Origin of the sequence: Amycolatopsis orientalis (assembly GCF_000943515.2) — a bacterium.
In the GTDB taxonomy this organism is placed as follows: domain Bacteria; phylum Actinomycetota; class Actinomycetes; order Mycobacteriales; family Pseudonocardiaceae; genus Amycolatopsis; species Amycolatopsis orientalis.
Genome location: NZ_CP016174.1, coordinates 6,238,033 through 6,258,411, shown reverse-complemented (window position 1 = coordinate 6,258,411; position 20,379 = coordinate 6,238,033). Strand labels below are relative to the sequence as shown.

Sequence of the window (20,379 nt, the reverse complement as noted above, 5' to 3'; positions counted from 1 at the left end):
CCGCACGTCAGGTCTTCCGTCTCAGTCGCTTGAAGGCATCGGCACGGTTTCGACGGTGAGCGCGTCGCTGCCGGGTCCGGTCAACCCGGCGATTTCCAAGATCCGCAGTGGCATGGACCCTTCCGTTGTCAACACTGTCAACGTCGTGTTCTGTCCTGACGCGAGTGCCGCGGCGTCGAGCAAGAGGGCGATACCGCAGCTACTGAGGTAGCGCACGCCGGTCAGATCGACCGTGAGTTCTGGCGCGTCGGCGGTTTCGATCCTGTGGAGCAGAGCCGGTCTCGCTGTGGCGGTGGTCGTCAGGTCGAGGTCGCCTGTGAGGCGCAGGATCGGTTCGCCGGGCGTTCCGTCCACCGACGCGTTCATGGATGGTTCGCCGGTCAGGACGGGTGGTGCCGCATCGGCTGCCGATGTCGTTTGCGGGGCGATCCGGAACCGGACTGTGGTGCCGTGCTCGTCCTGGTCGATGGTGGCATTTTCGGCCAACGCTTTGATGAGCCGGATTCCGCGACCGCGGTGTCCGTTATCGGCCGGTTCGGGCCGCCAGATGCCGCGATCGGATACGACGACCTCGACGTCGCCTGTCGCGGTCCTGGTCACCGAGTAGGTGACCGGGCCCGCGGCCTGCGGGTAGGCGTGCTCGATGGAGTTCGCGACGGCCTCGACGAGGGCGAGGTTCAGGTCTTGATACAAGCCGGCGGGGATCCCTGCGAGCTCTGACCACTCGATGACCTCCGCACGCAGCTCCCGGAGGATACCGGGTTCCGCGGTTCGCTCGCGTCGCAGCGGCTGCGGGATCAGCCGGAGCCCGAGCACCGCCACGTCGTCTTCTTGGCCGGTGTCGAGCAGGCTGTCGATGATCGCGGCGACCAGCGGGTCCGGGGACAAGGACTGGTTGTCCGCCAAGGCTTTGCACAGCCGTCGCAAACCCTCGTCGATGTGCTCGTCGCGCCGTTCGACCAAACCGTCGGTATAGAGCAGCACCGAGGTTCCGGGTTTCAGGGTCGCGGTTTCCTCTCGGTAGCGTGCGCGTCGCGGCCCGCCCAGCACGCTGCCTCCGCCGGGTAGCAGTGTCGCGGTGGAGCCGCCGACGACCACCGGCGGCGGGTGTCCGGCGAGGGCCCAGCGCAATTCACCGGTTTCCCAGTCGAGGGTCAGGCACGCACAGGTGGTGCCCGGAGCTCCCTCGGTGCGGGCGGCGAAGGCGTCGAGGCGTTGCAGCGCCGCGGCGGGCCCATGTCCGTCGAGGAGGCTGACGGCCAGTGCGCTGCGCAGCTGCCCCATGACCGCCGCGGCCTGCGGTCCCTTCCCGACGACATCGCCGACCGAGAGCGCCACGACAGAGCCACGCAATGCGATCAACTCATACCAGTCTCCGCCTGTTTGCGCGTGGGCGGCGACGGGCAGATAGCGTGCCGCGGCGGCGATCCGGGGCAGTGCCGGGAGTTCGCGGGGCAGCAGGCTCTGCTGAAGGGTTTCCGCGATGTCGTGTTCGCGTTGCAGCAAGAGTTCGCGCTCGGCTTCACGGCGGCGTCGTTCGGTGACGTCACGGCCGATCGCCTGCACACCGGACGGGGTGGCCTGGATACTCAGTTCGAGGGCGATGGTGGTTCCGTCCGCCCGGCGGAAGTGGTGCACATCGCTGGTCTCCCAGACCTTCCCCAGATCCGCGACGAATTCTCGCCACCGGTCGCTTCCGTCGTTCTCGAGCAGGTCGGTGATCGGGGTGCCGATGAGCTCATCACGGGAGTAGCCGAGCAGTTCGCAGGCCGCCGGGTTGATCTCGTCGAATCCGAGGTCTCGGTCGAGCATCCAGATCGCGTCCGTGGCCCGTTCCACGAGTAGCCGGTGGCGCTGTTCGCTGTCTCGCAGCGCCCGACCGGCGTGTGTGCGCTGGATGGATTCCCAGCAGCGGTTCACGATCAATTCCACCAGGCCGATTTCGGAATCCGTCCAGTGGCGGACGGTCGCCTGGTGGACGGCCATCGCGGCGACGAACCGGCCGCCGCGCAGCAGCGGCACACAGATGACGGCCCGGATGCCGGTCACCTGATAGGCGTTCAGGTCCGATGCTTCGAGGCGGTCGTCTTCGGAACTGTCGGCGACGACCCACGGCAGACCGGCGCGCATCGCGCGCATGCAACCCTTTCCGAACTCCGACATCGCGAACCGGCCGGGCAACGGCGGAAGACCGGTGGCATGGTCGCCGCTCATCAGGAAGTGGTCCTCGTCGTCTTCGGCCTCGGCGTAGGCACAGCGATCGGCGCCCAGGTAGTCGCCGAGGCGCTGGGCCGCGTACGCCATGACCTGTTCGGCGTCCTCCAGTTCCTGGAGTCCTCGCTCGAATTCGGCGAGGAACTGCTGCCGCTCGGCCTCCGGCTCCCTCCCGGACACATCGAGCAAGACACCGCTGACGACGCCACCGGGCAGCACTCGCCCCAGCTCCTGAAGCCAGACAACCCGTCCGTCCGCAGCGATCGCGCGGTAGGTGAGGTCGTAGTCCTGCCGGTTCCAGCCGTGGGCACGCAGGCTGAGGTAGCGCTCGCGATCCTGCGGGTGCACCAAGGACATCGCGAAAGCCGGATCGGCCAGCCAGGAGGCGGGAGGATACCCGAGCAGGCGCCGGCATCCGTCGGATACGAAGGAGTAGGCACCACTGCGGACGTCTGCCTGCCATACGACGACCGGCAACCGACCGACCACGTCCAGGAGGTCCGGTCCACCGTCGCCGGAACCCGGCGGCGGGTCTTGCGTTTCCATGAGCACAAACCTCCAGCTGCGAACACGAGGCGCCGACCGGAGAGCAGACCGTCTCGGAAACCATGAACGTGGAAAGAATCCTAAGCGGTCTTGTCCCGGATCGCGCTTTCACACGACCACTTCAGACAACGGGAACCCCTTCACCGTCCGGGTTCCGGGATTGTCGGTGACCTCCACATGGCACGCGACGGCTGTGGCCCTGCCGGACGAGTGGAATCCGTGGGGACAGATGGCGTACGAGTGACTGGTCACGGTTGCGCTTGCAAACCCCGGTGAAGGGGCGAAGGGGCGGGCATCTCACATTGTGCGGTCTACGTTGACGCCCGCTATCTACTCGCGGCTGCCGCAACGCGGACGACGGGAACGTCGCTTAGGTCCAGTGCCGATGTGGACTACGAGTGCCGAACACGACACAGGAAAGCCATTCGCGGAGCGCGGCAGATGGATTGGATCTGGCCGACGGTGACGCGCTCGACGCCGTAGTGCACTATCGCCAAAGACCATGAGGTCCTCTACGTCTTGCGGAACCACAGCAGTACGGACGTGGCCACGAGCGCACCGGCCATTCTGGAATGAACGAATCTGGACGGGACGAAGATCAAGACCGCCGATGCCGACGATGCCGCGGTGCGCGGTCCCCGTCGCGCCGTCCGCTTCGTACCTGCGGACGGCGAGTGGTACGGCCGCGTGTTCTGGCGTCGCGTATTGATCGAGGCGTCATTGCCGCCTCGTTTGGGGCACCATGAGCGTGTGCGTGAGCTGATCTATGTTTCCGAGGCCAAACTCCAGCAGCTGTTGCCTGCCCTGCCTGGCGGGGCAGGTCGATTTCGAGACGTGGACGCCGAGTTGAAGACCCCGTTGGGAGGAGTGAAGATCGGGAAGGCCGCTAAGCCGTCCGAGCCCAGCCTCGCAGCGGCGGTTGCCGCTTTGGAATCCTCGTCACGGGCACCGAAGTGGTTCGCAGATCCTGCGGTGCGGCCAGGACAGTGGGTGCACTTCGAGGCTCCCTTGAGCTACGGCGTGACAAGAAACGGGGCGTCGGTGTTCTTCATAGATCCGAACGTGCCGACTGTCAGCTACCCCACTGGCAGCAGTTTGCGGCTGTTGCTGCACGGCACGGCGACCCACCTGCTTGGCTTCCCGAACATGCATACATACGATGTCGCGTCCAACTCCCGTTGGAGAGTCGACACCCTGTTCGAGCTTGTGCGCGAGCAGCGTGAGAACGGGCAACAGCTCGACGACAGTGCAGCGTTCGACACGGGACGTCCGGTCGAAGAGAACCGTTCGGACCGCAACGAGCTACGAACGGTGACGTCGCTCGCCGCCTCTCTGGGCACCGACTACACCGCGGCGTGGATGGCAGGCTATGCACGTGTCACCGCCGTTTTCCCCAGCCAGCGGCTGGAGAATGGTCGAGCTGCCGCCGTGCTGGCAGCCACGCCGTTGTATGTGGAGTATGTCGACCCTCCTGGTGATGCTCTCGCCACGCCCTGACACTTCATCGACGCTGTCACGGCTTTCGGTAGTGGTCGCAGCCGGCAGGGAAACTCGAGACAGACTTCCGCGATGTGGTCGAGGACCTCGTCAGCCGCATGCGCGATTTCGATGCTGTCCGGCTGGTCGAAGTAGCCCGTCTCGCGTTCTTACCTTGGGGAGGGCCAGCAGGTTGTCTCGCCGGACGCGACGGCCGGGATCTCGGGCGATTCCGGCGGCGACCAGAAGATGAGCCACTTCGTGTTCGGCTCGAAGGAAGATCTCGAGAACCTGCTGTCCTTGTCCCAGCTGCGGGCGATGTTGGCGACTAGCGCTCGGAAGTCTCCGCTTCCGACGCGCTGACCGTGCTCCGGGCCTGCCGCAAGCTCCAACAGGACAAGATGAACTCCCGCGTGCCGGCCGTCGGTATCGACGAACTCGTCTCCGCCACCGGCCTGCCGGAGAAGCGTGTCCTGGGATCTCTACGCCGCTGCGGTTGTCCATTCGCTGGCCGGCTAGAGGATGATCAGGTTAGGGCGTGTAGCTGCCCAGCCGGAGCCGGCCGGTGGGAGATGCGGGGACGGTTCTGCTCCCCGCACCTCTCATCCAGGGCACCGTACACAACACGATCGCAGAATGCCGCCCGCTGAGCCGTTCTGGAATCGAGCGTCGGGCTGGGTTTTCTCGCGAGACCCATCACGCCTGACGGCTTGACGCCAAGTTCCGACTGGAGAAGGCTTCCAACCTCCGTCGCCGGCTTGGCGGGATGCAGCTTGACGTAACCCTTCGCCGCGTGGCGTACTGGAAATTTCCGGCTTGCCTTCTCGTGGACACAGGAGGAAGAGCGGTGCGTGTTCTGCTGATCAAACCGTCGGTTCGCGGCTTCCGCGTCGAAATCGAGCGGCACGTTCCGATCGGCCCGGCGTATCTCGCGGCCTGTCTCCGCGACCACGGTCACGAGGTGAGCTTGTTCGACGCGCTGTCGTTCACCGAGGACAACCATGTCGTCGATCCAGCCGACTACACGGAGGCGGACAGGCTGAAGCTCGACCGCCATCCGCGGTGGCGGTATCTGGTGCATTGGGGTGCGAGCCAGGACCGGTTGGCCAAGGCGATCGAGCAGGCCGCCCCACAGGTAGTCGGAATCTCCTGCATGTTCACGCCCTATTACGAATCCGCGTACGAGGCCGCCCGGCTGGTGCGGGAAATCGCTCCGGACGCGCTGGTGATCTTCGGTGGGCAGCATCCGACTGTGGCCCATCACCATGCTCTGGCCGAGCCCGCCTTCGACATCCTGGTGCGTGGTGAGGGGGAGCACACGCTGCCGCGTGTTCTCGACGCGTTCGTGGCCGGATCACCGCTCACCGGGATCCCTGGGCTCGTGTTCCGCTGCGATCCGCGGTTCTGTGGCTGCGATCGTCACGGTGGCGGTGCGCACGTCACACCGGCGGCCGCGCAGGTTCCCGATCTCGACGCGCTGCCGCTGCCCGCGACCGACCTGCTCGACTTCGACCGCTATGCGAGGTCGACGACGCTGATCACCAGCCGAGGCTGCCCGTTCTCGTGCACCTTCTGCACTGTGCACGCCACGGTCGGCAAGGCGTTCCGATACCGCTCACCCCAGAACGTGGTCGAGGAGATCCGCCATTATGTGCTCGAGTACGGGGTGCGGGTATTCCGTATCGAAGACGACAACTTCACGTTCGACATAGACCGGGTGCGGGAGTTGTGCGGCGCGATCCGCGCCAGCGGCTTGGATGTGGAACTGCACCTCGCCAACGGGATAACCGTCGTCAAGCTTTCGCATGACCTGGTCCGGGACATGGCAGGCGCGGGACTCCGGAGCCTGTTTCTCGGCTTGGAGACCACCGAGCCGGCCCGGCTTCGTAAGCTCCGCAAGGGGTTCACTTCGGTGGACAAGGTCCGCACCGGCGCGGACTGGTTCCTTGAGGAGGGCGTCGAGGTCGGCGCCTCGCTCATCGTGGGCCTCCTCGGCCAGGATTTGGATCAGGCGGCCCAGGACGCCTGCCGGCTCGCGTCGGCCGGGATCAGATTCGGCCCCAATCCCTTCTACCCGATTCCCGGCTCCACCGACTACGAGAATTGCCTGCGACTCGGCATCGTCAGTCATGATATCGAACTGGGCCTGTTCGAGGGATTCAACTTCGCCATCGGCAGCGACTTGCTCTCGCCCGAGGAAATGTATTGGGCCTGGGTGTACGCCAACGCGCTTTCCTTCTGGCCCGGGTATGTGTTCGACCGCCGCGACGACGGAGCTGGTCTGTCACTCGACCGGGCGCTCGTGGAGCTGTCGGCGTGGCAAGCGGCGCATCCTCCGCGTGCGGACCGGTTCGAAGTCCTCGCTGAGCCGGGGAAAGCGAGCGGGAACGTGGTGTGGCTGACCGAGTCCGGCTGTTTCTGCCGCCTGCAGCAAGTCCGCGAGCTCACGCTGGGCGGCGGACCGGTCGATTTCTGCACCCTCAGCGGGGACATCGTCGCCGCGGGAGTCGCGATGCGCGTGGGGCGGCCGGTGTCCGCACGTCAGGTTTCGTCAGCGGTCCACACGACGGGGACGCCGTGCGCGTTCGAAATCACGGAGGGTGCGGTAGGCGCGGACGCCGCCGTCCACCGCGCCTACCTGCGCGCGTTGTCCGCGTCTGGAAAAGCGCCTGTCGCGGTCTGAGGGCGCCACAGTGCGACGGCGTCACGACCGAACTTTCGGAGCAGCGCCGGCGTGGCGTTGACCAGTTCGTCGCGATCGGCGACCGCACGGAAACGGGGCGAATCTTGGAGCACATGAAATGACCAGCTCCACACCTCGCTCCAGCCCAAGCGCCGGCCAAGCTGGGCCAGCTGAATCGGATCGCGGTAGTGGATCGGCAGCACCTTCTCGGCCAGCCTGCCCTGCGCCGCCTCGTCGAACCGCGCCTGGTCGACGTCGAGCGACTCGACGCCACCGCCGGTGACGCGGTCGAGCGTGAACCGTTCAGCGCCGACAGGTGCGCGGGTATAGGTCAGCACGAGGACGCCGTCCGGTGCCGTGAGTTCCCTCAGCCGATTCAGCAGCGGAACCAGCTCGGTGGTCGGGATGTGCTGGATGATGTGACTGCACAGCACGAGATCGAACGGACCTTCCGTCACTTCGTCCACAGTGGACACCCGAGTCTCGATTCCGGCCGAGTCGCCAAGGGCGGCCGCCATCTCGGTCGCTCTGGCCAGCCGCGCGGCGTCGGGATCGATGGCGACGATCGTACCGGCCAGCCGCGCGAGCCAGGACAACATGCGGCCAGGCCCGCACCCCACATCGAGTGCGGCCACCGTTTCCCGAGGGCCCAGTAACTTCGCCAACCGGTTCGCGGCACGAGCCATGGCGCGCTCGTCGCTTCGTGCCCAGTACCCGGGATACGGTTCTGCCTCGTCGATGAACCGCAGCGTGATGCGGTCGTCCACGTCGGGGTAGGTGTACACCGCCGGCCTTCTGTCGTCAGTCGGTCTTCTGCAAGGCGTCGATCTTCTCCTGCAGCTCTTTGGCTTCCGAGCGTTCCAGCTGGACGAAGATCTTGTGCCCGCGGCCCCAGGCGTTCACGGCCTCGGCGTGGTCGTTGGCGGAGAGCGCCGCGTCACCCAGATGCGCCACGGCAGTCGCCTCCTCGAACGCCATACCGACTTGATGGAAGAGCTCGACCGCCTCCCGGTGGTACTTCATCGCCTCGACGGGCCGGCCGAGGTGCCGGTAGGCGTCCCCGATGTGGTCGAGGGTGAACGCGATGCTGTGGCGCTGTCCCATTTCCTTGAGCAGGGCGAGAGCTTCTACGCAGCACGTGAGGTTCTGCTCGTAGTCGCCGACGAGGCCGTACAGCCATCCCACGGTATTGAGGGCTTCGGCTTGCCCGAACCGGCTGTGGTTACGCCGGTGCAGGGCGAGGGCGTTCTTTCCCATTTCCAGCCCCTCCACATAACGGCCCTGCCTGCCCAGCATCCAGCACATCGAGTGGTACGCGTGCGCCTCGTACACCTCCTCTCCCAGCTCGTGGAAGATCTCCCGGGCTTGCCCGGCCAGCTCGAGTGCCGCGGGGGTGCGCTCGCGCTGGGCGTAGGCGTGCCCAAGGTTGCAGGTCATCCGGGCGGCCGCCTCGCGGTCACCCAGCCGGTTCGCCGCCTCGATCGCCTTTTCCGTGTTCGCGGTCCAGTCGCGCCAGTGCAGTTGGCGGTCCATGAAAGTGGACATCGACCAGGTGAGCTGCCACGTGTAGCGGTCGAGGCGCTCCTCGATCGTGTACTCGACCGCCGCGATCAGGTTGAGGTACTCGGTGGTCAACCACGCCATCGCCTCGTCGTAGTCGGTGAAGCGCCGTGGTTCCACCGGTGTGTCGGGGACAGCCGGCGTGATCGGCTCCCGGTGCGGGTACAGCTGCCGGTCCGCGGCGAACGCCGAATGCAGGTAGAAGTCCAGCATCCGGGTCACCGCTGCCTTGCCGGCGCCGGTGTCCTCCTCGGCCAGGGCGCGGTCCAGCGCGTAGACCCGCAGCAGGTCGTGGAACTGGTAGCGGCCGGGCTCGAGCTCCTCGATCAGGTGAGCGTTACCCAGCTCCCTGATCAGCGCCTTGACCCGTGCGGCGGGGAGCCCGGCCAGCGCGGCTGCCGCCGGTGTGCTGACGTCCAGCCCGGGGTGCAGGCCGATCAACCGGAACAACCTGGCCGCCTCGGGCGTGAGCGCGCGGTAGGACCACGAGAAGACCGCCTGCACGTTCACCTCGACCTCGCCCAGATCGAGCTCGGCCAATCGTGCCCGGCGGTCGCGCAGCTCGGCGACGACGTCGGCGAGGCGCAGTTTGGCGCTACCCGCGGCCCGGGAGGCGACGATACTGAGCGCGAGCGGCAGCCGCGCACACAATTCGATCAGCTCGGCCGCCGCCGCCGGCTCGGCCTCGACGCGGTCGTTGCCGATCCGCGATGCCAGCAGCGTCCGCGCCTCCTCCAGTGACAGCAGCCCCAGCACCAGCCGCCGGGCGCCTTCGCGCGCGATGAGGCCCTCCAGCCGGCTGCGGCTCGTCACGATCACCATGCAGGACGTGCCACCGGGCAGCAGAGGCCGGACCTGCGCGCTGTCACGGCAGTTGTCGAGAACGATGAGCATGCGCCGCTGGGCCACGATGCTGCGGTACAGCGCGGCCTGTGCGTCGAGGCTCGCCGGGATGCGGGAGGGCGGGATCTCGAAGGCGTCGAGGAACCCGCGAACGGCGACCGCGGGTTCCATCGGCTCGCTCGTGGGGTCGAAACCGGCCAGGTTCACGTACAACTGCCCGTCCGGAAAGCGATCGCTGTACTTGCGCGCCCAGTACAGGGCCAGCGTGGTCTTTCCGATACCGGCGGATCCCTCGACGGCGGACACCACGACCATGCCCGCCCCGATGGTCTCGTCCAGCGCCGCGGTGAGCTTTTCGAGCTCCGCGCGGCGGCCCACGAAGGCGGGAATGAACGTGGGTACCTGTCGCGGTACCACCGCGTTCCGCTCGGGCACCGTGATGTTCACGCCGCCTTCGACGGTGTGTGCCTGGACGACGATGCCCTCGACGTTGCCGGAAACGACGTTACCGTGGGCCATGCCATCGCCGGTCGTGCCGACGTGCTGCTCGGTGTCGCTCATGGTCGTACCCAGCGCGCCCTCAGAGGGAGATTCCTCCGTGCACGTCCCGGGCCTGCACGACTTTTCCGGACACGGTGCCCGAGACGCTGTTGGCGACCCCGCCGGACTCGGCGTGTTGCGCGCCAGTGGAGAGTTTCCACTCCTCGCGCAATTTCTGCGCGAACTCCGGGTCCCCGGCCTCCGCTTCGGCCAGTTTGTCGCGCAGTTTCCCCACCGCCGGGGAATCCTCCGCGGTGCCCTCCGCGGCTTCGAGGACCGCTGTCGCCTCCGGGTCGTCGGCGAACTTCGCCTTGACCAGGTTGTACAGACCCACGACCGTCCGGCCGGCGAGTGCGGCGGCGATGGAGATCAGGACCGGCTCCGGCATCAGACTGCGCTCCCACCGTTGGACATCCGCTGACGACTCGCCACGCTACCAAGTCCGTGACCATTCCGGCCGTCATGACGTTTTCGGTAGCCGTACCGTGACGATATCGATTTTCCCTCTCCGAGGGATTCCTGGTCAGAATGCAACACCGTCCGATTGCACCTGCCAGGACCATTCGAGGGGCAAGTCAAAAGTGGCAAGTTCGTGAAGGACTTCTTCGCCGGCGCGGCAGCTGTGCCTGGTGGTGCGGCTGTGACACCAGTGAGCTACATCCGGAACGTGAGCAAACTTCATTAGAGGACTGAACGCGGGATAACGGCGCCACCGGAGTCGATATCGATCTTTAGGGCCGCGCCGGTTCGAGCCGACTCCTCCGCGGCGAATACCACACGGGCCGCGAGCACGGCTTCGTCCAGCGTCGTCCCCGCGGACTCTCCTCTGGAAAGCGCCGCACAGTAGTCCTCCACCTCTGCACGGTAGAGGTTGATGAGGTCGAACGACCGCGTCACCACGCTCGTTCCCTTGGTGTGGACGACTGAGGTGGCCGCTGTTTCGCCGAACATTCCTCTCGCCTCGATCAGCCCGTCCGACAGCGTGATCACAAGGTCGTTCGCGCCGGGATGGCCCGATTGAGACGCGACGACGGTCACCGGCAAACCGCCACAGGACATGAGCAATGTCGTGGTATCCATCGTCGCGGCACTCTTTATCGAGTGGCCGGTCGCGGCCACCCAGTCGGGACGTCCGAACAAGGCGAGGGCGAGATCGATGCCGTGCACGCCGCAGTCGGCCAACGCGCTGCCGCCCAATGCGGGGTCCAGCTTCCAGGCGGCATTGCTCGCCTCGTGGTTGAGCTGGAAGCACCACTGGAGGGACGCCGCCACCGGCCGACCGAGTTCCCCGCCGCGCAACAACGAGCGGACATGATCCACAGCCGCCTGGTGTCTCACCTGGTGCGCCAGCATGAAGGGAACCCGTGGTCGAGTGCCCGGCGTCAGCAGGGTATCGAGATCGGCGGGGTTCGAAACCAAGGGCTTCTCGCAGATGATGGGTTTACCGAGTCTGCCGGCGAGCGCGATGTGCGCAAGGTGCAGGAAAGGAGGAGAGCCGATGTAGACGATGTCGTAGTGCGGCGCGTTCTCCGCGAATTCCTCCTCCGAGGTCACGAGCCTCGCGTTCGGCGCATGCCTGCCGGCAAGCCTCAACCGGCCGGGGTCGCGACCGTGCACGACGGACACCTGGCACACCTTCGAATTCCGCAACGCCGGAATCGTCCGCTTGAGTGCCGTGCCCGTGCCGGAGAGAATACCCAGCCGCCAGCCACCGGGTGGCGGCTCCGGCCGGTCAGTCATGGTGTTCCTGCTGGATGCGGCCGTGCTTCCGGCCCGTGTCGTCTTCAAGCCGGATCACGTCGTCCAACTCGGGCGTGGACACCTCGATGAGCACAATGTCGGCCGTGGCTTCGATACGGTGAACCTGGCCGGGTACGACCCGGACGATATCTCCCGGTGCGAGAGGGTAGGCGGCTCGCGGAGCGTTCGGTGTTTCGGCGAAAATCAGCCGTCCTTCCCCGCGTAATACCAGGTTCGCCTCTTCCTTCTCCTCATGGTATTGAAGACTCGTTCGGTTCCCCTTGCGCACGACGATCATCTTGAAACCGAAAGGGCTGCCTTCCGGAACGAGCCAGCGCTCCTCGCCCCACGGCTTGGCCACTCGTTTCGCCTGAGTCAGCCGCCCGAACGGCGGACGACTCGGCGCACTTTCGACGATGTCGTCCGGAAGACCGAGCATGGCCGCGAACTCATCCACGATGGCCTCCCCGCAGACCCAGTCGTGCCACGTATCGGTCGAGGTGGGCGTCCAGCGTGGCCGAGATGGCCGCGTCGACACCGCCCGCGCCCGGGTCCACCTGTTCCAGTCTGCTCTTCAGCTCGCGGAACTCCTCAGTGGCGAATACGTAGTGCCCGGCCGCCGTGGCCCGTTCGATGTCGGTGCCTTCGCCATCGGGAAACCACTTCACCCACGCCTTCGAGTTGAACGCCAGGTCGAGGAAGAAGTCCTCCTCCGCTCGCAGCTCCTTTTCCTTGAGCCAGCCAAGAATGGCCCGGGTTTCCGCGACGCCGACCTCGGGTGCGATGTTGATGGCGTCCACGCCGGCTGACACAAGCCCGTCCAGCTGCTCGGGATGGAGATAGTCGGCATTGTGGGCCTTCAGCGCCGTTCCCCGCTCCCGGCACAGTTCCACGATCGCGCGGACCGCGTCGACCTGACGGCCACATCCTCGAAACGCTCCTTGGTTGGTGGTCCCCACCACCTTCGTGCCGGTCTGGCCCACCACGAAGGCCGGCCGGGGAAGTGACAGTCGCTCAAGCTCATCCATGATCCGTAACAGCTTGTCCGCGAAGTCACGAGGATCGTCGATAGTCGCGTCCTGGCGCTCCAATCCCACCTCGAACGCAACATCGCGGCCGTCTCTTCGCGCGGATTCGTCGCATTCGCCGCACAACGCGACCAGACGGCTGAGTGCCGTGTCGAAATCCGCCGGCGCACTCCCTTCCTTCGAAGCGTCGACATGCAGAAGGTCCATGCCCGCACGGATATCGCACCGGAAGGATTCCAGGCTGGACGCCATCGCTTCCTTCTCATCCAAGCCTTCGTCGACGTCGGATTGGCGCTGCCAAGGACCACCGTGGTCCCGGCAGAGCAGAATCCGGCGATCGGGATCGATCGATCTCACGAAATCGGTGTACGCCTCGGTCGTCCAGTTCTCCACATAGCCGCCGCCGAGGGCTTCCGCGTCGATTTGCCCTCGGCTCGCCACGAGCATGAGGCGCACACGGTGACGGTAGGCCGCTCGCACCACGGCACACACCGCGTGCCGTGAAGTAGGCCCGATGCCAAGGCGTGCGCGCGGCTTCGCCGGTTGTACGGTGTTCGCCACGGTGGTCCTCCTGGGTCGTCGGACTGTCTCCTAGCCGTCCAAGATCCGGTCCAGCCACGCGCGCGAGCTTTCGCGCCCAAGGGCGGCCAAACACGCGTCACGGTGTTCAGTGGTCTGATCGGCGCCTCGTGACAGCGCGGTCTCCATCAGGTCCATTGTGGACAGGACGTCGAACGGATCCACCGCGACCGCGGCCGGTGCGAGCTGGTCGAAGGAGCCGGCGTTGCGGGACAAGAGCAGAGGCGCCTCCGGGTTCACCGCCAGAGCCTCCTTGGCCACCATGTTCAAGCCGTCGAAAGTAGGGTTCACCAGCGTGACGTCCGCCATCGACAAGGCGGCCAACGCTCGGGTCCGGTGGTGGTCCGAGCTGTTCGGATAAATCATGGACACGGCTTCCGCTCCGCCACCGAAGCGTTCGTTGATCCGGTCCTGTGCCGCGCGGCACAGCGTCTCGTATTCGGTATGCCGGGAGGTGGGAAAGCGCGGGGAACTGACGATCGCGCAGAACCAGTATTCGTCGGCGACGTTCCGCGACCGCTCCAGCAGGAGCTCGTAGGCCCGGAAGCCGCGGACGACGTTCTTCCACAGGTCCAGCCGGTCGACCCGGACCAGGATCCGCCGGTCACCGGCGCGAGTCGCCAACGATTCACGCCATTGGTGCGCGAGCGGGCTGTCCGCCAGGTCCCGGACGGTGCTCGCGTCTATCGGGCCGGGAGCGACCGTGATCCGTGTGAGGTGATCTTCGAAGGCGGCCGTGTCACCCGTTATCACCACACCGGGCAGATGTTCGAGGCAGCAACTCTTGAAATTCTCGGCCCACCGCCTGCTGTGGAACCCGACGAAGTCGCACTTGAGAAGGCTGCCGAGGATGGCATCGCGGACCTCCTTCGGCAGCAGACCGAAATATCCCGGATCACACCAAGGAATATGATGAAAATAGGCCAACGTGCTGTTTCGCCGGGTGGTGGCGGCCTCGAACCGGGCCGGCACGAGCATCAGATGAAAGTCGTGCACAAGCACGACCTCCCCTTCGGAGTCGCTGTGGCGTGCCGCGAGTTCCAGCCCGAACAGTTCGTTGACCTCGTTGTAGGCTCGCCAATTGTTCCGCGTCTTCGAGTCGAACGACGGCTCGACCGAAGTGTCGTAAAGATAGTGAAACAGCCACAGGAACAGCTCGATCGCCGACCTCCGGCTGCCGGCCGCGGTCTTTTGATCGGGAAGGACGACCGGGACCCAGGCTGCCCGGTCGTCTCCTCGTCGTTCGTTCGCATCCCCGCGGCGGTCGGCCGGTCCGGCGGAGAAGAGCCAAGCGCCGCCCACCTCGTCGAGCAGCGACGTGAGTATCGGCACGAGCCCGCCCGGCGGCGGGCCGTTGGTGCCGTTGGGCGAACCCGGCAAAGGCAGGCTCGGCGCGCTATTACTACAGGTGAGCAAACGCATGCGCCGGACTCCTTTGGACACCAGTCTCGAGGTTCGCTCCATCCTCGAACTTACGAGATCGACACCCGCTCGTCAACCGGCGGCGTCGGGCCGGTTTCCCTTGCGCTATGCGATAATCAGACGAAATTCTCGGACACAAGATCTACCTGCGCGGCACCGTCAATGCGGCCATTTCCGGCTGCGAAAGTGGTTTTCGTAACCCAGTCCGGCCTGTGCTGCGTGGTGTCGTGCCTTATGCAGGAAGGGTGAGCCCGGACTGGATCGCGTAGACGACGAGCTGCGCCCTGTCACGGGCGTGGAGTTTCACCATGGCTCGGCTGATGTGGGTCCGGATCGTTTCGTTGCTGATGACGAGTTGCCGGGCGATCTCGTGATCTGGGGGTCGCACCCCCTCGCGGTCCGGCCCTCAGGTGGACAGGAAGCGTATCTTCGAAAGGCGGCTTCGACGGTGTGCAGTACGAGATCGATCTCTCCGCGGATCCCGAACGACGTCTACGCGCCGAACAAGTCACCGCGACGTTGAGGTCCGCAGGGAAGTTGCGCTGTTCGCCGGTCACGTCAGAGCCGCGGTTCCCGTTTACTGCTCCCATAGGTGCGCACACTGCGTCTCGGCGGAGAGGAGCGGCGTGATCGGGGAGGTGCGGGCTGTCCGGCCGGGGATCGCGCGGACGACGGCAGCCCTGGTGTTGCTTGCTTCGGTGGTCGCTTGTGCCGTACCCCGCGCCACGCCGGCGGATCCGGGTGGCAGCTCGGTCGCCGGAACGGCACCCGCGGTTCCCGTGGCCGAGGCGCGGAAGCTGCTGGGGACGTTGCAGGTCGCGGTCCGCGGGACTCTGGACGGGTATGACCGGGACACGAAGTTCCCGCACTGGAAGACCATGTCCGGCAGCTGCAACGTCCGGGAGGAAGTGCTCAAACGCGCGGGCGTCGACGTCGAGGTCAATGAGGATTGCGCTCCGGTGTCGGGCTCGTGGCGTAGCGCTTACGACGGTGAGACGTGGCAGAAACCCTCCGATGTCGACGTGGACCACTTGGTGCCGTTGGCTCATGCGTGGGTCAGCGGCGCGAAGTCGTGGGACCAGGCCCGTCGGGAGCAGTTCGCCAACGACCTGACCCGTCCGCAGCTGCTGGTGGTGACCGACAACGTCAACCAGGAGAAGGGCGACAAGGCGCCGGACCAGTGGAAGCCTCCACAGGTGTCGTTCTGGTGCGGTTACGCGACCGACTGGATCGTGGTCAAAGCCGGATACGGCCTGTCGATCACTGTGCCGGAACGGACCGCGTTGTCGAGCATGCTCGACCATTGCCGATGACACGGACGTCGCCTACCGCGCGAACGGCATGTCGCGCACGGGAAGCGGCTGCGAGGCCACATCTCCGGTCAGGCGACCGGGATGCGCTCCGACTCCCTGAGCTGGCGTCGGGAGGAGATGCCGAGCTTGCGGAAGATGTTGCGCAGGTGCGCGTCGACCGTGCGGGGGCTGAGGAACAGCCGTGCCGCCACTTCCTTCGAGGTCGCTCCGGTCGCGACGAGCCGGGCGATGAGTGTTTCTTGAGCGGTGAGCGCCTCGGACGTGTCAGCGGTCTTTCTTCGTGCCACCTCACCGGTCGCCCGCAACTCGTTGGCGGCGCGCAAGGCGAATGCCTCCATGCCCATGTCCGCCAACGATTCGTGCGCGATGCGTAGCTGTTCGCGGGCGTCTTTGCGGCGGCTCTCGCGGCGTAGCCACTCGCCGTAAAGCAGGCGCGCCCGCGCTCGATACGGAGCCGGTAGGCCGGCCAGTTCCACCGCTTGGCGATAATCGTCCTCCGCGCCGGTCACCAGCGCTCTCGACCAGGCTGTGACGCCCAGCGCCCATGGGGTACCGCTCGCGTCGGCGCGAGCGGTGAGGTTTTCCAGGGCTTCGGCGGCTGCGTCGAGCTCGCCGCAGCGGACGGCGGCTTCGATGAGTTCCGGCAACGCGATACCCGCGAGATAGAGATCGCCCGGTGCGGTCGCTCGCCGGGCCGCGGCGAGAGCGGCCGGGTAGTCCGCGCAGGCGTTGTACAGCACCGCGGCGGCCCAGTGCGCGTTCGCGACCAGGTGGCCATTTCCACGGGTGTCGGCGTCGCGCAGCGTGCTGCTGATCAGCCGAAGTGTTTCGACGCGCCTGCCGCGCAACGCGGTGGCGTGCACTCTCGCGTAGACCATCGGCGGATCGTCGAACGCGTCCGCGATCGCTTCCTCCTCGGCCACCGCGGTCATGGCGGTGCCGAGATCACCAGCGTGCGTGGCGGCGACCGCCTGCTGCGCGAGGGCGAGGCGCAGGACCCACGGCGAACCGGTGTCGCGGCCGGTGCTCAGCAGCCATTCGGTGATCTCGAGGTGCGCTTCGATGTCCCAGAGCTCGCCGGCGATCATCATGGCGAGGGCGGGTCTGCGCGTCCACAACGCGCTCTCCGTGAGCACCCGGCGCAACATCGGGCCGGCGGCCCGATGGCCCTCGGTGTTCAACAGGATCAAGGCGTCCAGAACGTCCGGAGCCGTAACCGGCGGAGCGTGTCGCGCCTCGGCGATCACGGTGTCCATCACGCCGCTCGCCCGGCCGACGACGAGGCTCATCTCCAGAGCGTCCAGGAAGCTGTCGCGTGACCACGCCAGGTCCACGGCCGACAGACGGTGAGCGGCTCGCAGCATCAAGGTCGGGCCGTCGCCGTCATTGCGGATGAACGCGATCCGGCCGCGCAAGATCTCCGTGCGGGCGAGCCGCGCATCGTCTGCCACGTCGACGGTCGTGAGCAGTTCCGCCGCCGCGTCGGCCGCGCCCGCGTCGAGCTTCGCCTGTACGGCGGCGAGCGTGCGCTCGGTGCGCAGGCCCGGGTCCGACGAGAGCGCGGCGGCTCGTTCCAGGAAAGCCGCGCAAGCCGCGACACCACCTCTGGCGCGGGCGCGCGCCGCGGCGGTATCCAGCTCGGCGGCGATGTCGTCGTCCAGGCCGGTCGCGGCCTCGGCTCGGTGCCACGCCCTGCGGTCGGGGTCGGTCACCGGATCGGTCACCGCCGCCAGGGCCCGGTGTGCGGTGCGGCGCTCATCGGCGGACGCCGCCCGGTAGACGGCGGACCTGGCCAAGGGATGGCAGAACCGTACGCGGGTGGAGAAGGTCACCAGGTCGGCGGCGTCGACGTTGGTCCTGATGCCCAGGCGCGCGACCGCGGCCCACAACAGGCCCGGGTCGCCGGTCGGGTCGGCGCTCGCGACGGTCAGCAGCTGCCGGGCCTGCGCCGGAAGCCGGTCCAATTTGGCCCGGAAGCCGGCCTCGATCCGCTGCGTCACCGAGGTCGCCTCCGGCAGACCGAAGCCACCCGCGTCCGGCAGTTCCCGCAACGCCAGCGGGTTTCCCTGTGCCTCGGCCAGGATTCGTTCCCGCACCTGGTCGTCGATCGCGGTGGTGAGCAACGCACGGGCATCGGTGTCGGAGAGGCCGGTAATGGTCAATCCGGGCAGCTCGTCCAGGCCGTGCCGGGCGGCGAAGACGATCGCCACCGGTTCGGCGGCGACGCGTCGCGCCAGGAACGACAACGCCTTCGTCGACGCCGTGTCGAGCCAGTGTGCGTCGTCCACAACGCACAGCAGTGGCTGGGCACGTGCCGCGGTGGCGAGCAGTTCCAGCGTCGCCAGTCCTACCCGGAACATGTCCGGCTCGCCGTCGGTCATACCGAACGCGACTCGCAACGCCTCGCGGTGACGTGCGTCGAGGTCGTCGAGATGCTCGAGCACCGGGACGCACAGCTGATGCAGGGTCGCGAACGGCAGTTCGGTTTCGAACTCCGACCCCGACGCCTCGACCGTCCGGAAACCGGACGCCTCCCGGATGTGGTCCAGCAGCGTGGTCTTGCCGATACCGGCGTCGCCACGCAGCACGAGGACACCGCCGTGGCCATCGGCTGCCGCGTGGAGCAAGCCGTCCAGGCAGCGGATCTCCTCGTGCCTGCCGACCAGCGGACCAGTGCGCATGCACCGGACTATAACCACCTAGGCGGACCATCTAGGTGGTTCTCGCCGACGCGACCGCCCGTAAGTCCCGGCCAGTGTGGACGCGTGACCACGACACGAACCGAGCCTCCGCTACTCGCACGGGCGACCGTTCTCGGCGCCGCGACACTCACCATCATGGCCGCCGCGATCATCGCGCCGAGCCTGCCCGCGATGAGCCGGGCGTTCGACGCGGACGTCCTGGTACGCCTGGCACTGACCATCACCTCGCTGGCCATCGCGGTCAGCGCGCCGCTGGCCGGCGCCTTCGCCGACAGAACCGGCCGCCGTCCGCTCCTGATCACGGCACTGCTGCTCTACGCGGTGAGCGGCACGGCCGGCTTCTTCATCACCGACCTGACCGTGTTGCTGATCAGCCGCGCGCTGCTCGGGCTCGCCGTCGGCGGCATCATGACGGCGGTCAGCACGGTGATCACGGACTGGTTCGACGGCCCGCGCCGGGCGGCGTTCCTCGGGCTGCAGCAGGCGTTCGCGAGCCTTGGCGGTGTGGTGTTCCTGCCACTCGCGGGGGTGCTGGCCGGGATCGACTGGCGAGCGCCGTTCTGGCTCTACTCGGTCGCCGTGGTCATCGCGCTGGCCGCCTTGGCAGGCTTGCGTGACGAGCCGCGAGTGAAGATCCAGGGCGGTGCGTTCCGGCCGCCCGCGAAGGCACTGGGTATCTACGCCGTGGCACTCGTCGCGACCCTCGTGTTCTTCATGGCGCCGACACAGCTGCCGTTCCTGCTCGCCGAACTGAGCGTCGGTCCTGGCGTCACGGGCGTCGTGATCGCGGGCAGCACCCTGACCAGTGTCCTCGGCGCGCTCGTCTTTCCCCGGCTGCGATGGGGACCGCGCACCATCACGGCGTCGAGCATCGCGTTGCTCGGCGTCGGCTGGCTGCTCGCCGGCACCGGCACGGTCGCCGGGATCGTGGCGGGGCTGCTGGTCGGCGGTATCGGCGTCGGCGTCGTCGTGCCCCACCTCAACGTCCAGCTCTCCGGGATGGCCGCCCCGCAGCACCGCGGCCGGATCCTCAGCGGCCTCGTGGCGGGGATCTTCCTCGGCCAGTTCCTCTCGCCGCTCGTCGTCGCCCCTCTCGTCCAGGCTGCCGGAATCGCCGGTGCTTTCGTCTGGACCGGGGTGTTCACCACCGTGGGCGCACTCGGCGCCCTCGTCACGAAGGAGAAGAAATGATCTACCACGGCAATCGGTTCACTCTCCGCGCGGACGCCTCGCCCGAACAGGTCGAGGAGGCGTTGGAGAGCCTGCGCAACCAGGGGCGCGTGATCCCGTCGGTCAAGTCGTTCGTCGTCGGCCGGGACTTCGGCGGCGAGTACGAGTGGGGCGCGGTGTTCGTCATCGAGGATCTCGAAGGCTACTGGCAGTACCTCATCCACCCGGCCCACCGCAACACCGACCGGGTGGGCCTGCCGGTCGTCGACAAGTTCATGTCGTACGACATCACCGACGACGCGGACCCCGAGATGGGTGCCAAGATCGCGGCACTGCACCAGAAGCGCTACGACGGCGACCCCGAGCTGACCCAGCTCGTGTCCGACCTCGGTGAGTACAGCGGCAGCGCTGCGCCCGGAAAGCACTGACCATCCGATGAGCGCTTCACCGTACAAACGGCGCCGATGCGGGATTGTGAGTGGTGCCGACGGTTATTGACAGGTAAGGCAAATATGGCGCGGTTTCGGGATGGGTCGTGAGTGATAAGTGTCGTTCTAACGCTC

Annotated in this window: 14 protein-coding genes and 1 pseudogene; 5 read left to right on the top strand and 10 right to left on the bottom strand. The window is 66.8% G+C overall.

The genetic code is table 11. The features are described 5' to 3' along the window. Positions 1-21: 21 nt before the first annotated feature. Positions 22-2,760 carry a SpoIIE family protein phosphatase gene (locus SD37_RS26925; protein ID WP_044849920.1) on the bottom strand — a complete coding sequence of 913 codons (2,739 nt, stop codon included), beginning with the start codon at positions 2,758-2,760 and terminating at the stop codon, positions 22-24. Positions 2,761-3,510: 750 nt separating this feature from the next. Here SD37_RS26925 and SD37_RS26920 point away from each other — a divergent pair. Both SD37_RS26920 and SD37_RS26915 read left to right on the top strand, forming a co-directional pair. After that, positions 3,511-4,257: an SAVMC3_10250 family protein gene (locus tag SD37_RS26920; protein ID WP_145926742.1), complete on the top strand. Its 747-nt coding sequence runs from the start codon at positions 3,511-3,513 to the stop codon at positions 4,255-4,257. A gap of 826 nt (positions 4,258-5,083) precedes the next feature. Beyond that, on the top strand, positions 5,084-6,919 hold the full coding sequence (locus SD37_RS26915; RefSeq protein ID WP_044849918.1) for a B12-binding domain-containing radical SAM protein: 1,836 nt from the start codon (positions 5,084-5,086) through the stop codon (positions 6,917-6,919). On the opposite strand, the gene SD37_RS26910 is transcribed toward SD37_RS26915, so the two are convergent. The 8 genes and pseudogenes from SD37_RS26910 to SD37_RS42145 form a co-directional block, all read right to left on the bottom strand. Next, positions 6,871-7,704: a class I SAM-dependent methyltransferase gene (locus SD37_RS26910; RefSeq protein ID WP_044849917.1), complete on the bottom strand. Its 834-nt coding sequence runs from the start codon at positions 7,702-7,704 to the stop codon at positions 6,871-6,873. The genes SD37_RS26915 and SD37_RS26910 overlap by 49 nt on opposite strands. Positions 7,705-7,720: 16 nt before the next feature. Continuing rightward, on the bottom strand, positions 7,721-9,883 hold the full coding sequence (locus tag SD37_RS26905; protein WP_052674816.1) for an ATP-binding protein: 2,163 nt from the start codon (positions 9,881-9,883) through the stop codon (positions 7,721-7,723). 19 nt (positions 9,884-9,902) lie between these two features. Next, positions 9,903-10,250: a hypothetical protein gene (locus SD37_RS26900; protein ID WP_044849916.1), complete on the bottom strand. Its 348-nt coding sequence runs from the start codon at positions 10,248-10,250 to the stop codon at positions 9,903-9,905. Between the two features lie 293 nt (positions 10,251-10,543). Further along, positions 10,544-11,602: a Gfo/Idh/MocA family protein gene (locus SD37_RS26895; RefSeq protein WP_065912995.1), complete on the bottom strand. Its 1,059-nt coding sequence runs from the start codon at positions 11,600-11,602 to the stop codon at positions 10,544-10,546. After that, positions 11,595-12,059, bottom strand: a complete 465-nt coding sequence (locus tag SD37_RS26890) for a cupin domain-containing protein (RefSeq protein ID WP_052674815.1) — start codon at positions 12,057-12,059, stop codon at positions 11,595-11,597. The genes SD37_RS26895 and SD37_RS26890 overlap by 8 nt, the downstream gene beginning before the upstream one ends. Further along, the gene (locus SD37_RS26885; RefSeq protein ID WP_145926741.1) at positions 12,052-13,086 is read right to left on the bottom strand and encodes a tagatose-6-phosphate kinase; all 1,035 of its coding nucleotides are present in this window, start codon (positions 13,084-13,086) and stop codon (positions 12,052-12,054) included. The genes SD37_RS26890 and SD37_RS26885 overlap by 8 nt, the downstream gene beginning before the upstream one ends. A 135-nt stretch (positions 13,087-13,221) precedes the next feature. Continuing rightward, positions 13,222-14,631, bottom strand: coding sequence for a trehalose-6-phosphate synthase (locus tag SD37_RS26880; RefSeq protein WP_167369664.1), 1,410 nt, complete (start codon positions 14,629-14,631; stop codon positions 13,222-13,224). A 232-nt stretch (positions 14,632-14,863) separates the two neighbouring features. Then, positions 14,864-15,001: pseudogene (locus SD37_RS42145) on the bottom strand (response regulator transcription factor); the annotation flags it as partial. Positions 15,002-15,257: 256 nt separating this feature from the next. Between SD37_RS42145 and SD37_RS26875 the strand changes: the two are divergent. Beyond that, a complete protein-coding gene (locus SD37_RS26875; RefSeq protein ID WP_083255092.1) occupies positions 15,258-15,944 on the top strand; it encodes a GmrSD restriction endonuclease domain-containing protein in 687 nt (228 codons plus the stop codon). Positions 15,945-16,012: 68 nt separating this feature from the next. Here SD37_RS26875 and SD37_RS26870 read toward each other — a convergent pair whose 3' ends face one another. Next, positions 16,013-18,625 carry an ATP-binding protein gene (locus SD37_RS26870; protein WP_044849912.1) on the bottom strand — a complete coding sequence of 871 codons (2,613 nt, stop codon included), beginning with the start codon at positions 18,623-18,625 and terminating at the stop codon, positions 16,013-16,015. Between the two features lie 84 nt (positions 18,626-18,709). Between SD37_RS26870 and SD37_RS26865 the strand changes: the two genes are divergently transcribed. Together SD37_RS26865 and SD37_RS26860 are read left to right on the top strand one after the other, a co-directional pair. Further along, positions 18,710-19,837, top strand: coding sequence for an MFS transporter (locus SD37_RS26865; protein ID WP_044849911.1), 1,128 nt, complete (start codon positions 18,710-18,712; stop codon positions 19,835-19,837). Further along, complete coding sequence (locus tag SD37_RS26860; RefSeq protein WP_044849910.1) at positions 19,834-20,244, top strand: Dabb family protein; 411 nt, start codon at positions 19,834-19,836, stop codon at positions 20,242-20,244. Before SD37_RS26865 ends, SD37_RS26860 begins: the two co-directional genes overlap by 4 nt. Positions 20,245-20,379: the final 135 nt, after the last annotated feature.